General features: G+C 55.3%; 9 protein-coding genes, 1 tRNA gene and 2 rRNA genes (1 of these 12 only partly in view). 6 read left to right on the top strand and 6 right to left on the bottom strand.

What is annotated here, in order from left to right; all coding sequences use genetic code 11:
• From G6N80_RS10710 to G6N80_RS10700, 3 genes are all read left to right on the top strand, one after another.
• Positions 1-2151: ribosomal RNA gene (locus G6N80_RS10710) — 23S ribosomal RNA — on the top strand (it extends 653 nt beyond the left edge of the window).
• Positions 2152-2404: 253 nt separating this feature from the next.
• Positions 2405-2519: ribosomal RNA gene (gene rrf / locus G6N80_RS10705) — 5S ribosomal RNA — on the top strand.
• A gap of 262 nt (positions 2520-2781) precedes the next feature.
• Positions 2782-2858: transfer RNA gene (locus G6N80_RS10700), tRNA-Met, on the top strand.
• A gap of 448 nt (positions 2859-3306) precedes the next feature.
• Here the strand turns inward: G6N80_RS10700 and G6N80_RS10695 are convergent.
• From G6N80_RS10695 to ytfQ, 5 genes are all read right to left on the bottom strand, one after another.
• Entirely contained in the window at positions 3307-4038 is a 732-nt protein-coding gene (locus tag G6N80_RS10695) for a FadR/GntR family transcriptional regulator (protein WP_062554867.1), read from the bottom strand.
• A complete protein-coding gene (yjfF, locus tag G6N80_RS10690; RefSeq protein WP_062554868.1) occupies positions 4035-5015 on the bottom strand; it encodes a galactofuranose ABC transporter, permease protein YjfF in 981 nt (326 codons plus the stop codon). The genes G6N80_RS10695 and yjfF overlap by 4 nt, the downstream gene beginning before the upstream one ends.
• Complete coding sequence (locus G6N80_RS10685; protein ID WP_165133677.1) at positions 5012-6037, bottom strand: ABC transporter permease; 1026 nt, start codon at positions 6035-6037, stop codon at positions 5012-5014. The genes yjfF and G6N80_RS10685 overlap by 4 nt, the downstream gene beginning before the upstream one ends.
• Positions 6034-7614, bottom strand: coding sequence for a sugar ABC transporter ATP-binding protein (locus tag G6N80_RS10680; RefSeq protein WP_165133674.1), 1581 nt, complete (start codon positions 7612-7614; stop codon positions 6034-6036). The genes G6N80_RS10685 and G6N80_RS10680 overlap by 4 nt, the downstream gene beginning before the upstream one ends.
• Positions 7615-7868: 254 nt before the next feature.
• Positions 7869-8831 (bottom strand): galactofuranose ABC transporter, galactofuranose-binding protein YtfQ, encoded by a 963-nt coding sequence (ytfQ, locus tag G6N80_RS10675; protein WP_165133671.1) that lies wholly within the window; start codon positions 8829-8831, stop codon positions 7869-7871.
• 418 nt (positions 8832-9249) lie between these two features.
• On the opposite strand from ytfQ, the gene G6N80_RS10670 reads away from it, so the two are divergent.
• Both G6N80_RS10670 and G6N80_RS10665 read left to right on the top strand, forming a co-directional pair.
• Positions 9250-10221: an asparaginase domain-containing protein gene (locus G6N80_RS10670; protein ID WP_082547197.1), complete on the top strand. Its 972-nt coding sequence runs from the start codon at positions 9250-9252 to the stop codon at positions 10219-10221.
• A 118-nt stretch (positions 10222-10339) separates the two neighbouring features.
• Positions 10340-11719 (top strand): aspartate ammonia-lyase, encoded by a 1380-nt coding sequence (locus G6N80_RS10665; RefSeq protein WP_062554871.1) that lies wholly within the window; start codon positions 10340-10342, stop codon positions 11717-11719.
• A 406-nt stretch (positions 11720-12125) separates the two neighbouring features.
• Here G6N80_RS10665 and G6N80_RS10660 read toward each other — a convergent pair whose 3' ends face one another.
• Complete coding sequence (locus tag G6N80_RS10660) at positions 12126-13130, bottom strand: porin (protein ID WP_165133668.1); 1005 nt, start codon at positions 13128-13130, stop codon at positions 12126-12128.
• A 510-nt stretch (positions 13131-13640) separates the two neighbouring features.
• Between G6N80_RS10660 and G6N80_RS10655 the strand changes: the two genes are divergently transcribed.
• Positions 13641-14927, top strand: coding sequence for a hypothetical protein (locus tag G6N80_RS10655; RefSeq protein ID WP_165133665.1), 1287 nt, complete (start codon positions 13641-13643; stop codon positions 14925-14927).
• The last annotated feature ends 14 nt before the right edge of the window (positions 14928-14941 follow it).

The following is a 14941-nucleotide window of genomic DNA, read 5'->3' as shown; positions in this document are numbered from 1 at the left end:
AGGTGTAGGCGCAGCGAAAGCGAGTCTGAATAGGGCGATTTTAGTTAGTTGCATTAGACCCGAAACCGAGTGATCTAGCCATGAGCAGGTTGAAGGTTGGGTAACACCAACTGGAGGACCGAACCCGCATCTGTTGCAATAGATTGGGATGACTTGTGGCTAGGGGTGAAAGGCCAATCAAACTCGGAGATAGCTGGTTCTCCGCGAAATCTATTTAGGTAGAGCGTCGACCGAATACCCTCGGGGGTAGAGCACTGGATGGGCTATGGGGACTCACCGTCTTACTGATCCTAACCAAACTCCGAATACCGAGGAGTACTAGTCGGCAGACACACGGCGGGTGCTAACGTCCGTCGTGAAGAGGGCAACAACCCTGACCTCCAGCTAAGGTCCCCAAGTCATGGCTAAGTGGGAAAGGATGTGAGGATCCCAAAACAACCAGGATGTTGGCTTAGAAGCAGCCATCATTTAAAGAAAGCGTAACAGCTCACTGGTCTAAATAAGGGTCTTTGCGCCGAAAATGTAACGGGGCTAAAGCCATGCACCGAAGCTGAGGATACATCGTAAGATGTGTGGTAGCGGAGCGTTCCGTAAGCCAGTGAAGGAGGACCCGTGAGGGCCTCTGGAGGTATCGGAAGTGCGAATGTTGACATGAGTAACGATAAAGGGGGTGAGAGACCCCCTCGCCGAAAGACCAAGGGTTCCTGCTTAAAGTTAATCTGAGCAGGGTTAGCCGGCCCCTAAGACGAGGCGGACACGCGTAGTCGATGGGAACCACGTTAATATTCGTGGGCCTGGTGGTAGTGACGGATTGCGTAACTTGTTCATTCTTATTGGATTGGATGGGCAGGGAAGCGGTTCCAGGAAATAGCTCCATCATTATAGACCGTACCCGAAACCGACACAGGTGGTCAGGTAGAGTATACCAAGGCGCTTGAGAGAACTATGTTGAAGGAACTCGGCAAATTGCACGCGTAACTTCGGAAGAAGCGTGACCCCATTATACGCAAGTGTATTGGGGTGGCACAGACCAGGGGGTAGCGACTGTTTATCAAAAACACAGGGCTCTGCGAAGTCGATAAGACGACGTATAGGGTCTGACGCCTGCCCGGTGCTGGAAGGTTAAGAGGAGAGGTGCAAGCTTTGAATCGAAGCCCCAGTAAACGGCGGCCGTAACTATAACGGTCCTAAGGTAGCGAAATTCCTTGTCGGGTAAGTTCCGACCTGCACGAATGGCGTAACGACTTCCCCGCTGTCTCCAACATAGACTCAGTGAAATTGAATTCCCCGTGAAGATGCGGGGTTCCTGCGGTCAGACGGAAAGACCCCGTGCACCTTTACTATAGCTTTACACTGGCATTCGTGTCGGCATGTGTAGGATAGGTGGTAGGCTTTGAAGCGGGGACGCCAGTTCTCGTGGAGCCATCCTTGAAATACCACCCTTATCGTCATGGATGTCTAACCGCGGTCCGTTATCCGGATCCGGGACAGTGTATGGTGGGTAGTTTGACTGGGGCGGTCGCCTCCGAAAGAGTAACGGAGGCGCGCGATGGTGGGCTCAGACCGGTCGGAAATCGGTCGTCGAGTGCAATGGCATAAGCCCGCCTGACTGCGAGACTGACAAGTCGAGCAGAGACGAAAGTCGGTCATAGTGATCCGGTGGTCCCGCGTGGAAGGGCCATCGCTCAACGGATAAAAGGTACGCCGGGGATAACAGGCTGATGACCCCCAAGAGTCCATATCGACGGGGTTGTTTGGCACCTCGATGTCGGCTCATCGCATCCTGGGGCTGGAGCAGGTCCCAAGGGTTTGGCTGTTCGCCAATTAAAGCGGTACGTGAGCTGGGTTCAGAACGTCGTGAGACAGTTCGGTCCCTATCTGCCGTGGGTGTAGGAATATTGACAGGATCTGTCCCTAGTACGAGAGGACCGGGATGGACATATCTCTGGTGGACCTGTTGTCGTGCCAACGGCATAGCAGGGTAGCTATATATGGAAGGGATAACCGCTGAAGGCATCTAAGCGGGAAACCCACCTGAAAACGAGTATTCCCTATCAGGGCCGTGGAAGACGACCACGTTGATAGGAGGCGTGTGGACGTGCGGTAACGCATGAAGCTTAGCCTTACTAATAGCCCGATTGGCTTGATCGTTCTCATTGAAAATGCTCATCCGTGCTGCCCTGCAGCACAGATGATGCCATCTGTTTTGTCCTCACGCTGTCGCAAGCAAAGCTTGCTGCGGCTTAAGGACGGCGCGCCAAACGATTGGCGACGGCCGCTGGCCTGTAGGGGTGGCACACTCAAACAGGTCAAAGACAAAAAGAGACAAAACAAATAACGTGTTCAAATCAAAAACGAAGGCTCATACCTTCACCAGCTTCTCAATCACATTGCCCTTAGCCGACCTGGTGGTTATGGCGGGGCGGCCGCACCCGTTCCCATTCCGAACACGGCCGTGAAACGCCCCAGCGCCAATGGTACTTCGTCTTAAGACGCGGGAGAGTAGGTCGCTGCCAGGTCTGCTAAAGGCAATCAAAATCTTCTCAACACAAACTTCGGCCCAAGCCGACAGACAAGGGCCGCTGACAACGCGGCCTTTTTGCTGCAAAATAATCTAGAAGCGTCATACCAAAAATGCGACGCACAGGCCAAGAGCAGCCCTGTCCACCAAAGGACACCAAAAGTGGCCAAAGGCAGGACAAAACAATAAACAACCGGGCATGCGCCACGGACACAGAAACAACATAGTCTGGCAAATAACCAGACAATGCTCAAACATAACGCGGGGTGGAGCAGCCCGGTAGCTCGTCAGGCTCATAACCTGAAGGCCGCAGGTTCAAATCCTGCCCCCGCAACCAACAATCCCTGTGATACCAGAGAGCCCCCATTGTGGGGCTTTTTGCGTTTCCAAACCAACGCTACACAAAGACGATCCCAAACACCCGCATCAACACGGGGATCGCAAAACTGAGCAGTCCGCATGGATGCGTTCGACATACTGTCCGTCAGTCGTGAGACGACATCTCGAGGCAATCGACGTCGGCCCAAGGGGCGCACGAAACGCCACAAAACCCCATACGACACGATAAGGGCTCCGTTTGCTCGCTCTTGCAAAAGTTGAAAACTCCCATCTGACAGCGCGGCTACGAGTCAATCGGTGACGCGATTGTGGGAAGGCATCGCGGGCCAGCCATGGATGCTTTGGGTTCCCAGGAATCGAGTGGAGCATACCGTTGAACGCGCTCGCCCGCGCCTGATTGATTTATAGCACCAGTATGTCGTCTGCTGAACCAGAAAGCTAAGACATTACTCGATTGAGCGAACTCGCTCATACAGAATTAAAGCCTGCATGGCTGAATACGCGTTTGCCTCATCTCGCGCCTCGATCTGCCGCACCAGAACCCGGTGCGGCTCCACAAAGCCAAGAAGTTGAGAAGCGTCCGGACGCTGCATCAGCGGTCCATAGGCCAAGGCGTGCGATAGCTCGATGACCCCATACAGGGCTGCCATGAAAGGATTGCGGCTTGAGTCCGATATGATCCGATGCAATTCGAAGTCGGCCAGACTGAAAGACGTCACATCGGAAGCAGATAATTCCATCTGACGAAGCCAGTAGTGCATCAACCGGATCTGTTCGCCGGTTCGATGCCGGGCCATGTCCTGCGCAGCCAAGGGCTCAAGCTGCAGCCGCACATCATGTAGGCCTGAAATGAATGTCTCATCGGGTGGTGATGCCAAATGCCAGCCCAGAACCTGGGGATCAAAGAGGTTCCACCGTGTCCGCTTTGCTACTTTGGTCCCGACCTTCGGTCGCGCCTCCACAAGTCCTTTCGCCTCAAGTGTCTTGATTGCTTCTCGCAGGACAGTGCGTGATACCTGGAACCTATCCATCAGTTCAGCGTCGCTGGGAAGGACCGAGCCCGCGGGAAAACGACCCGAGATTACCCCTGTTCCTAGTTCCTGTATGACATGCGAGTGGAAATTCCGTGCCGTCATCCGCCCGGCAAGCGAGCGGAGAAGGCTTCCCGGTTCGCTCATGCGGCTGCCTTTTTCAGACGCGCACCAGCTTTGTGAGCACTGAAGACGAGCTGTTGCAAGAGGATGAAGAGGAAGAGCAACACGCCAATGGCGATTTTGGTCCACCAGCTCGAGAGAGTGCCATCGAACACGATGTAGGTTTGTACCAGTCCTTGCAGCATCACGCCGATCAGTGTCCCGAATACGAAGCCGTAGCCGCCAGTCAACAGGGTTCCGCCTATCACCACGGCCGCAATCGAGTCAAGTTCGATCCCGACGGCCGCGAGCGGGTAACCCGCGGACGTATAGAGCGAATAGACGATGCCAGCCAGCCCACCCAGAAGTGATGAAAGTGCGTAGATGCCGATGGTCACCGGACCGGTCGGTACGCCCATCAAGGCCGCAGAGGTCGGATTGCCGCCAAGTGCATAGACGTAGGAACCGAACCGCGTCCGGTGTGCAATGAGACCACCGATGAGAAATACGAGCAGCATCAGCAGCCCAATCGCGCTCAGACGCCCGCCACCTGGCAATCGATAATATAGATCCATGATGGTCTTGTAGAAGGGATGACTGATCGGGATCGAATCCTGGCTAAGGATGGAGGCTAGACCCCGAGCGAGAAACATTCCGGCCAATGTGACAATAAAAGGCGGAACCTGCAGAAAATGGATGACGGCTCCCATCGCCGCGCCGAACAACGCGGACATCGTCAGAACAATTCCAAAAGCTGCTATAGGATGCAGACCGAGGTGGGATACGAGTACCGCGACAACGACACCGGCCAGACCAATGACGGCACCTATCGACAGGTCTATGCCCCCTGAGATGATGACAAAGGTTGCTCCGACAGCGGCAATGCCGAGAAAGGCATTATCCGTGAGAAAGTTTCCAAGGATGCGAGTAGACCACATACCGGGATACTGCAGAATGCATAGCCCGTAAGCGACAACGAATATGAGGGTGGTGGCAGCCAGCGGCCGGTAACGCGGGTTCATCCTGTCTTTTCCGATGTCTGAATGGAGGGCTGGACGGGGCGCTGTTTGAAGATGCGATCCAGAGCGGGAGCCAGCTTTGCGCTTTGCAGCACGAGAATGATGATGATGAGGCCAGCTTTAACGATGAGATTGAACTCCGGCGGAAAGCCTGAGACCAGAATACCGGTATTCATGGCTTGAATTATAAGGGCGCCGACCACGGACAGTGGAATGGAAAAGCGCCCGCCCATCAGCGAAGTGCCGCCGATCACGACCGCCAGAATCGCATCGAGCTCCAGCCAAAGACCCGTATTGTTGGCGTCGGCCCCGCGAATATCTCCCGCTGCGATAGTGCCGGCAATTGCTGCACAAACACCGCCAAATGCATAAATCGCCAGCACGAGAGAGCGGCTGCGGAGAGCCGTGTAATTGGCAGCAGACCGGTTGATACCGATGGCTTCAATGAAAAGGCCAATGGCTGTTCGTCGCACAAGAAGATGAGCGCCCACCATCAACGCAATCGCAATCACTGCTGGCATGGGAAGGCCAAGGAATGAGCCAGTCCCGATGAAAATGAGCACGGGGTCGTTGAAGGTTACGATCGAACCCTCGGTAATCAATTGGGCAACACCTCTGCCCGCAACCATGAGAACCAGCGTTGCGACAAACGGCTGGATGCCCAGGATAGAAACCAGGAAGCCGTTCCACAGGCCGCAGAGCATTCCGACCGCCAAAGGTGCAAGAAGCATGATGATGACTGGTTGCCCGGTTACCGCACAGGTGGCGGCAACGGCACCCGCAACGGCCATCACCGCGCCGACCGAGAGATCGACTCCGCGTGTAGCAATGATGGCTGTCATGCCGATGGAAAGAATGGCGACCGGTGCACCCCGATTGATGACATCAACAAGGCTGCCGAAAAATCTGCCATCTCTCCATGCGACGTCAAAAAATCCCGGAAAGACGATCCAGTTAAAGAGAAGCACGCCGAGCAGCGCGACAAGCTGCGGAGATAGTAGGCATTTGACGGACGGTATTCTCATTCGGCTGCCTCTGCATCCTGCGCTGCAATGGCGCGTACAATAGACGATGGATTGATCTCGGCTCCGCGAAGTTCGGCCACCAATGAACGATCCCGCATGACGACCACGCGCGAGGAATAGCTTACGATCTCGTCCAGTTCCGACGAAATGACGATGAGGGCCAGGCCGTCCTCTCGCAGGCGGCTGATCATGCGTACGATCTCGGCATGGGCGCCCACGTCGATGCCGCGCGTCGGTTCGTCGAGAATGAGGAAGCGAGGATCCGTTGCCAGCCAGCGCGCAAGAATGACCTTTTGCTGGTTACCACCGGAGAGAAGCTTGACAGGAAGATCAGCGGAAGCCGTGCGAATATCAAGCGCCTCGATGAAATGCTCTGCGATCTCCATCTGCTCGTCGCGATTGAGCGCCTGCAGCCATCCCAGCTTTGCCTGCATGGCAATGATGATGTTTTCCCGAACGGAAAGATCGCCGAAAATCCCGTCAACCTTGCGATCTTCTGGACAGAAGCCAAATCCCTGCGAGACTGCATCCTGCGGTGCGCGCAAAGAGATTTTCTGGCCGTCTATATCTAAAGCACCCTGGTCGGCCGTATCGATGCCGAACATCAATCGCGCCATTTCCGTTCGTCCGGAACCCAGCAGACCGGCAACACCAATGACCTCGCCACGATGAACGGTAAGATCAAACGGATTGACGGATCCGGAACGACCGAAACCCCTGAAACGCATCAGCGGCGAAGAGGGTTCTGTGTCGTCGGCCGCCAGTTCTGCATGAACAAACGCCAGATCCTTGCCCAGCATCATGCGCACCAGACTTGTTCTGTCGAGATCGCCGATTGTTTCGCTTCCCACCAGGCGACCGTTGCGCAGTACTGTGACGCGATCACTCAGCTCAAACACCTGATCGAGAAAGTGCGTGATGAATACGATCGCAAGCCCGCGCGCCTTCAGCCGGCGGACAATTTCGAACAGCTTTTCGACTTCGGTTCGATCAAGGCTAGCCGTTGGCTCATCCAGAATGAGAACCTTGCCGGATAGCTCCACGGCACGGGCGATCGCAATAATCTGCTGGACGGCGACAGAGAAGGTCGAAAGTTCAGCATGGACGTCGATGTCCAGACCGTACTGGGAAAGAATACGATGCGCTTCCCGCGCCATTTTCTTCCGATCAACAAAACCATAGCGTCGCGGTTGACGCCCGATGAACAGGTTGTCGATTACCGTCATATTCGGCAGAAGATTGACTTCCTGATAGACAGTTCCGATACCTGCTGACTGTGCCTGTTGTGGCGTCGTAAACTGTACCAAAACACCATCGACCGAAATTTCACCGTGATCCGGCGTGTAGGCTCCGGTGATGATCTTGATCAGCGTCGATTTGCCTGCACCGTTTTCCCCTAGCAGCGCATGCACCTCGCCGGAATGCAAGGCAAGGTCCACGTTGTTGAGTGCGGTATGGTTGCCAAAGGTCTTGACAATACCCTTGGCCACAAGAACCACATTGGCGTCTGCGCCGCTGGTTTCCGGCGGTCGATTTCCAACACTGCCGGGATCTGCTGGCCTGAAGTCTGTTGGCATGAGCCCACCTGAAAGAGACATCGGCGCGTCTTCCCGCCGCATCTGGATTAGAGCATGTTCGCGCCAAATCTGCAGCTGTTTCGCATAGCTCTCCAACTGACTGGCAGGACGGGAGAACAAGCCCCGAGTGCGATCATCCTGAGTCAGGCTGCCACCACGGTTGGCCGCACGAAAAGCCGGAATCAGTGCTGAAGTTAAGGCATGTAAATGGAGGGAGGTTCGGCAATCACCAAACTTCCCTCCTGGGATGCTGATCAGTATCCCAAGCCCTTGCGGCGCTCATATTCACCCTTCGGATCATCCGCAGGCGTATAGAGCTTCGACTCGGTGATGATGAACTTTTCGGGCTGCTTCTTATCCTTCAGGAAGGCAGCAAGCGCATCAAGCGCCGGGCCTGCCATATTGGGCGTCAGCTCAACCGTCGCATTTGCTTCACCGGCAGCCATGGCCTGGAAGATATCCGGTACCGCGTCGATCGAGACGACAAGAATATCCTTGCCCGGCTTCAGGCCTGCATCCTTGATTGCCTGGATACCACCCACCGCCATATCGTCGTTATGAGCATACATGGCGCAGATATCCTTGCCGCCGTTTTCCGCCTTCAGGAAGCCTTCCATGACTTCCTTGCCCTTCGCGCGGGTAAAGTCGCCGGTTTGGCTTCGAACGATGGAAATGTTCTTTTGGCCAGCGATTGCCTCTTCAAAACCCTTCTTGCGATTGATAGCCGGCGTCGAGCCGACAGTGCCCTGAAGTTCGACAACCTTGCAGGGCTTGCTGCCCACTGTCTTCACCAGCCACTCCCCGGCGACACGGCCCTCCTTCACCTGATCGGAAGCAACCGACGTCAGATAGAGATCCTTCGGCGCATCAATCCCTCGATCCAGAAGGATGACAGGAATCTTGGCTTCCTTGGCTTCCGTCAAAACGTTCTCCCAGCCTGTCGCCACGACAGGAGCTACGAGAATTGCATCGACGCCCTGAGCGATGAAGCCGCGGATAGCCTTGATCTGGTTTTCCTGCTTCTGCTGGGCATCCGCAAATTTCAATGTGATGCCGCGCTTTTCAGCTTCGGCCTTGGTGACCGAGGTTTCCGCGGCGCGCCATCCCGATTCTGAGCCGATCTGCGAGAAACCGATGGTAAGGTTCGCAGCAAGAGCCGTAGAGCAGCCGAGTGCGATCATGCCTGCGCTGAGCGCAAGCGTGCGAAAAATGTTCATTGATGTCCTCCCAAAAAACGTCGCCTCCACGACGTAGAGTGACGATAATCAAAGCCCAACCTTCTGTAAAGCGTATAATAGTACAATATGTGCTGCAGTGCACAATGAATGGAAAGGTGAATTTCCAGCAACTATAGCTGCGATATGGTGATCAGGGCCCTGTCGTGGACAGCGTGACTGAAAGGGCGAGTGATCAGAATCTTGACCAATGGTATGATAATAGACGCGGTCTAGCTATGCCAGACTGCGGGCTGCGGGACGCTCGCTACCTATACGCATTGCCGATTTTTCGAACCGCAATACGTAAAAACAGGCACTTGCACGCATTGGTGCGATTTGAGACATGGCTGGAAACAGCAAATATACAAGACAATGAAAGAGGGCAGTAAGCCCCACAAGATCGCTAGGGAGTGATCGCATGAACAACCAGACACAAGCGGCATCGGCATTTCATGGTTCAAAGGTCGGTTTGCAGGCTGAAGATCTAGATGAGAGGCCGGATTTGACCGCAATCAAGGCTGCGCGTGACGTGTTGATCCTGAATACGGGAGGAACCATTGGCATGGTGCCGGGTCCGCAAGGATTGCAGCCGGGCGATGGTGTACTGGAACAGGCCGTGGCAGCCTTGGCGCCCGGTCCGATGACGGTCAACGTTCATGCCTTTACGCCACTCGTCGACAGCGCGGAAATCGGTCCGTCCGATTGGAACCGTATGATCGACCAGGTACTGGGTTTCAAGGGTGATGGTGTGATCATCACTCACGGGACGGATACGATGGCCTTCACTGGCGCAGCCCTGTCTCAGGCGCTGGCAGGGTGGGATTTCCCGGTTATATTGTGCGGGTCAATGAAGCCCCTTGGAACTGGCGGTGATGCAGAGGCGAATCTTTCTTTGGCTCTTGATGCCGTCAGTCGTGATCTGAAGGGAGTGTGGCTTGCGTTTGATGGCAGTCTTCTGCCGGCTGCTGGTCTTGTTAAGCACAATTCAAAAGAGGCTGACGCGTTTCGCTCCGTGCCGCAGGCACCTTTGCCGGCGCGCTCAGAACCGCGGCACTTTGCTGATCTGAACTTGGCGATACTAACCCTGACACCCTTCGTTTCAGCCAAGGCGATTGCCGCTATGCTGAATGAACTGGATGGCGCCGTATTACGTGTCTTCGGTTCCGGAACAATGCCGTCTGATCCGAATCTGGAAGCAGTAATTGCTGCAGCTGTTCAACGAGGTTGCCGTATCCGCGCCGTCAGTCAGTGCGAGACGGGTGGAGTGGAGCCAGGCACCTACGCGGCAGGTGCCGCCCTTTGGCGCGCAGGTGTAGAAAATGGTGGCCTCGAAACACCGGAGGCTGCTCTCGCGCGGCTCTGGCTGGAGCTGTCGGCCACGCAAGGATGAAACAGCCGCAGCCGTGATGCGGCAATCTTCACTATCTGGCCCGTTCCAATGGGCCAGAGCATACTATTCAAATTTATCTTCAGCCTTTGGCTGACCAATTGTTTCGGGAGAGAGATCAGTGTCAGAAACACGAGAGTTGCGCGCGGAAGAAGATAGCCTTGGTGTGATCGATCTACCCAAGGATTGCCTTTGGGGCGTTCATACGCAGCGCGCAATCGACAATTTCCCCATTTCGGGCATCCCACTCTCGCATTTTCCAGAGTTCGTTCGCTCACTTGCTTGGGTCAAGAAGGCGGCTGCGGCAGCAAATCTCAATCTTGGTGTGCTTCCGGAACACAAGGCCAAGGTGATCGCTTCGGTTTGCGACGAGATTATCGGTGGTGCCCACCATTCCCAGTTCCGGGTGGACATGATCCAGGGGGGCGCCGGGACGTCCACGAATATGAATGCGAATGAAGTCATTGCCAACCTTGGTCTCATTCTTATGGGTCATGCACCGGGCGAATATGCGCATCTTCATCCCAATGATGACGTCAATCGTTCACAGTCCACCAATGATGTGTATCCAACCGCGATGCGGCTTGCGATCGTCAGCCAGTGCCAGCCATTTCAGGAATCGCAACGACGGCTCTCGGCGGCTCTCAACGAACGGGCGGATGTTTTTGCCAGTGTCCGCAAGATCGGCCGCACTCAGCTGCAGGATGCAGTTCCGATGACGTTGGGACAGGAGTTCGCAGGCTTTGCGGCCACGATCGACGAAGACATCGAGATCATCGGTCGCTTGTCGCAGCTCTTGCTTGAGGTCAATCTCGGCGGAACAGCCATCGGAACCGGTGTGAACACGCCGCCCGGCTATGCGGAAATGGTTATTCCGGAGCTGTTGCGCGTGTCTGGCTTCGAGGTCAAGCTTGCAGGGAACCTGATCGAGGCTTCATCCGATGCTGGCGCCTATGTCACCTTTTCTGGTGTCCTGAAGCGCATTGCCGTCAAGTTGTCGAAGATGTGCAACGACTTGCGCCTCCTGTCATCCGGCCCGCGCTCCGGCTTCAACGAAATTCGTCTGCCGCCAGTCCAGGCCGGATCCTCCATTATGCCGGGCAAGATCAACCCTGTCATTCCGGAGGTCGTCAATCAGGTGGCATTCCAGGTCATTGGCAATGATCTGACGGTTACCATGGCTGCAGAGGCCGGACAGTTGCAGTTGAATGCGATGGAGCCGATCATCATCCTCAACGTCCTTCAGTCGATGCGGATCCTGATGCAGGCAATGGATACGCTGTCAGAGCGCTGCATCAAAGGTATCGAAGCCAATGTCAGCCAGTGTGAAGGTGCCTTGGAAAACAGTCTCGTACTCGCGACGATGCTTGTTCCCTATATCGGTTACGCTAAGGCTGCCAAGGTCGCGAAGACGGCTCTCAGCAAAGATCAAAACGTCGTCGATACTGCGGTCGAGCTGGGTTTTGGAACCAGAGAACAAATCACGGCGATGATCTTCTAAAGCATGTCGTCGCTAAAACTGCGCAGCGGTTTTGCGCCAACGACATGCGATAAAATAACGAGTTAAAGCGTCAGGAGCGATGCTGAAAGATCGCGACGGGTTTTGACGCTGGCGCAGGATGAGACAAAAAAAAGATCTCCTCGGGCGGGCCGGGGAGATCCTTGCTCCTGCCTGGAGAGCAGAAGAACTTGACTGGAGCCGATGCTCTCCCGACTTGCGCCGGGGTGGATCAGAGCGAATTCGAACTCACGAATTATATTAGCAAAATCTATTTGATGTGTCGCTAAAAAAGTTAGCATGAATCATAAAATATGGAATGAACAGGCGCGGAAAGGCCGAAGCTTTACGTGCCGCATAACAGAAACCCGGCGCGAGGCCGGGTTTCCATGGTCCGACGTTAGTCAGATCAGAATGCGCGCTGGAGGCGGACGAAACCGGTCCACTGTTCCTGCTGGTTGTCGAAGTCCTGGTAGTTCACAGCAACCTTCGTGGAGAGGTTGGTTGCGAGCTGGTAGTCGAATGTCAGACCAGCCTTCCAGCCGTCACGGTTGCCAGTGAAGTCGCCAAAGCGGTTCTGGTCGAGCGTCCAGAAGTACTGAGCGCCGGGGGTGATCTTGAAGCGATCAGTAACCTTCACAGCGTATTCAGCTGCAACAGCCCACTCGGAAGCGTTGTAGTAGGCGTTCGCGCCGGAAGCCCATACAGCTGCCAGGCCAAGCGTGCCCGGGCCGAGTTCAGCCGTTGCGATAACGCGTGCTGCGCCTTCTTCGCGGTCGGTGTCGTAACCGCCAACGAGAGCAACCTTGGCAGGACCGAATGCGCCACCGATAATACCGGAGATGCCAACGTTGTTGTTGGTGATCGTGGTGTTCAGGCTTTCGAGTTCGTCAACCGAGAGACCGGCATAGAAAGCGCCAGCCGTGAAGGTGTAACGGATCGAGTTGAAGATGGAGTTGTTGGCCAGAACGTCGGTTTCGCCAGAGAGGCCGTCATCCCACCAGTTGTAGAAGTAACCAACCTTGAGGCCACCGAGTTCGATGAAGGCCTGGTCGACGTTTACGCCGCGGTTGGAAGAGTTGTCAGCGTCGCCACGCAGGCCGATGAAGCCACGAAGCGTGCCGAGTTCGGTGTCCGAACGGGCGTCGATTTCGAGCTGTGCGCGTGTGAAGCTATCCCAGTCAGACGTGCCCGACAGGTCACGACCGAAGCCCGTCTGGAAACGAACGTAGCCACCGATCTTCAGGCAGGTCTCAGAACCCGGGATGTAGAAGAAGCCAGCGCCGAATGCGTCGCAAACGCGAACGTATTCCATCGGCTCCGGCTGAGCAGCAACGATAGCGTCGGCAGCCTGGGCGCCGGATACTGCTGCAAGGGCAGCAGCGGAGCCGAGAAGAAGGCTCTTGATGTTCATAATGACCTCCAGTCATGATTTCTTTGGTGCCGCGCAAAATCTGAAAGCGTGTTGTCCCTGCCACCAATGCTTTGCGCTGGGAAATACATGACAGATGCTTAGGGTTTTAGGCAATGCAGGATTTTAGAATCTGATTATGTTCGAGATGCCTAAATTTAGAATTGTAGCAAATACGCAACAATTATGGGGACGCAGAGATCGGGCACCCAAAGCTCGGCCCCAAACGAGAACCGTGTGTCAGTCTTTGACAGCATTAAAAACGACCGTTCCGATCCACCGTTCGAAATTTCTAAGGCGAATCAAATATTAAGGAAGAATTAATTTTTGGAAACCGCTGCCGTCTCGCAATTGGCTATTTAAGATGCTCCTAACAATAACCGCTCGTTGAAGAAGGCAAATACGCTCTTGCTGGTCCTTCTTATCCTGCCTTAGTTGCCGCGGATCAAGGTCGTCACCTTCTCAAATCCGCCATCTCAAGGCCACGATTCGTTACCGCAATTGTCTCCCCCAATGCTTAAGCTCGGTCTCTTCCTGATAGGTGCTCGCTCCTTCGCCGCTTCGGCACATTATGCGTTGATGGGCGGAGTGCTTCTCATCGCTTGTGGTTTCCTTGGTGTGATCGTTCCCGACGACCAGGGCGTTCGCATTGGTCTTGCTATCCTCGGCCTTGGCTTGGCTACCCGGGCCTGCGTTTATGTCGGCGGCCTGGTTCTTCATTCGGGCCTTACTGTTGCGACACTCATCCTATCGCTGCTCTTTTTGCTCGTCTCGCTGGTCTGGATGGCGGCGCCTGTTATAGGCGCGAGACCCGCTGCTGTGGCTCTTGCTGTAGCGTTTACAATCGACGGTCTGTCGCGACTGCCGCTCATTGCGCTCGTACGGTTCGAGAGATGGAGGGATGGCGTTCTACTCGCGTCTGGAGAGCTTCTTCTTGCCTGGGTTCTGGCATCCGAGTGGCTGATACCTGCCTATAAAAGCCTTGCGCTTCTTTCTGGTATTTCCCTCTCTGTATCGGGGCACAGTCTTCTGCGGCTAGCCCTCCTGATGCACAACGGCGGTCCTTTCGGCTCGCTGCACGATTTCCTGACAGGTGACCTCCGCTCATGGCACCGCGAAATTCCTAAGGGCAGACGACCCGAATGCGAAAAACAGTCCGCATCGCTTGCGGTTCGTCTCTATATCTGGACACCGAAGTTTGCGGTCGCGGGTTCGACGAGCTGGCCTCTGGTCGATCGTTATCTGATGACCTTCGGGGAAGGTGGCAAGCCATCCGCTGGTCATGCGGCACTCGGCATTGATTCCGATCTATATCTGAGCCACTGGCCGGTGAGCGAAATCAGTGCCGGTATCCGCGATCTTCCGCATGTATTCTATTCTGGACGCAATAAGGATATGCCCGGACTATTTCCACCGTCCTACGCGTTCGAGTGTGAAGATTGGATTCCGGCTGATCAGTGCATCGAGTTCAGGACCCGAAACGCCGACGCTGTCCGCGCCTACTGGAATGCCTATCGGCAGAATACCGCCTACAACATAACAGACAGAAACTGCTCCATCGTCGTGGCGAATGCGCTGGAACTCGCGATGGAAGGGCATCTGCGCACGCGTCACCCTTGGCTACGACTGGCCAGGCTCCTGGTGCACCCGGCGCTCTGGCAGGCAAGCTACCTCAGATCGCGTGCGCACCATATGTGCTGGACACCGGGTCTCGTTCTTGACTACGCCAACCTGCTGAAACAAGTCGTGGAGCCGTCGGGAAGGGCCGCATCCTCCCTCTCAGTGGTCAGAACGCGCTGAATTCGCCCTTGGCC

Origin of the sequence: Rhizobium rhizoryzae, from assembly GCF_011046895.1 — a bacterium.
Taxonomy (GTDB): Bacteria; Pseudomonadota; Alphaproteobacteria; order Rhizobiales; family Rhizobiaceae; genus Neorhizobium; species Neorhizobium rhizoryzae.
The sequence above is the reverse complement of the archived record's forward strand: the minus strand, read 5'-3'. Positions and strand labels throughout refer to the sequence as shown.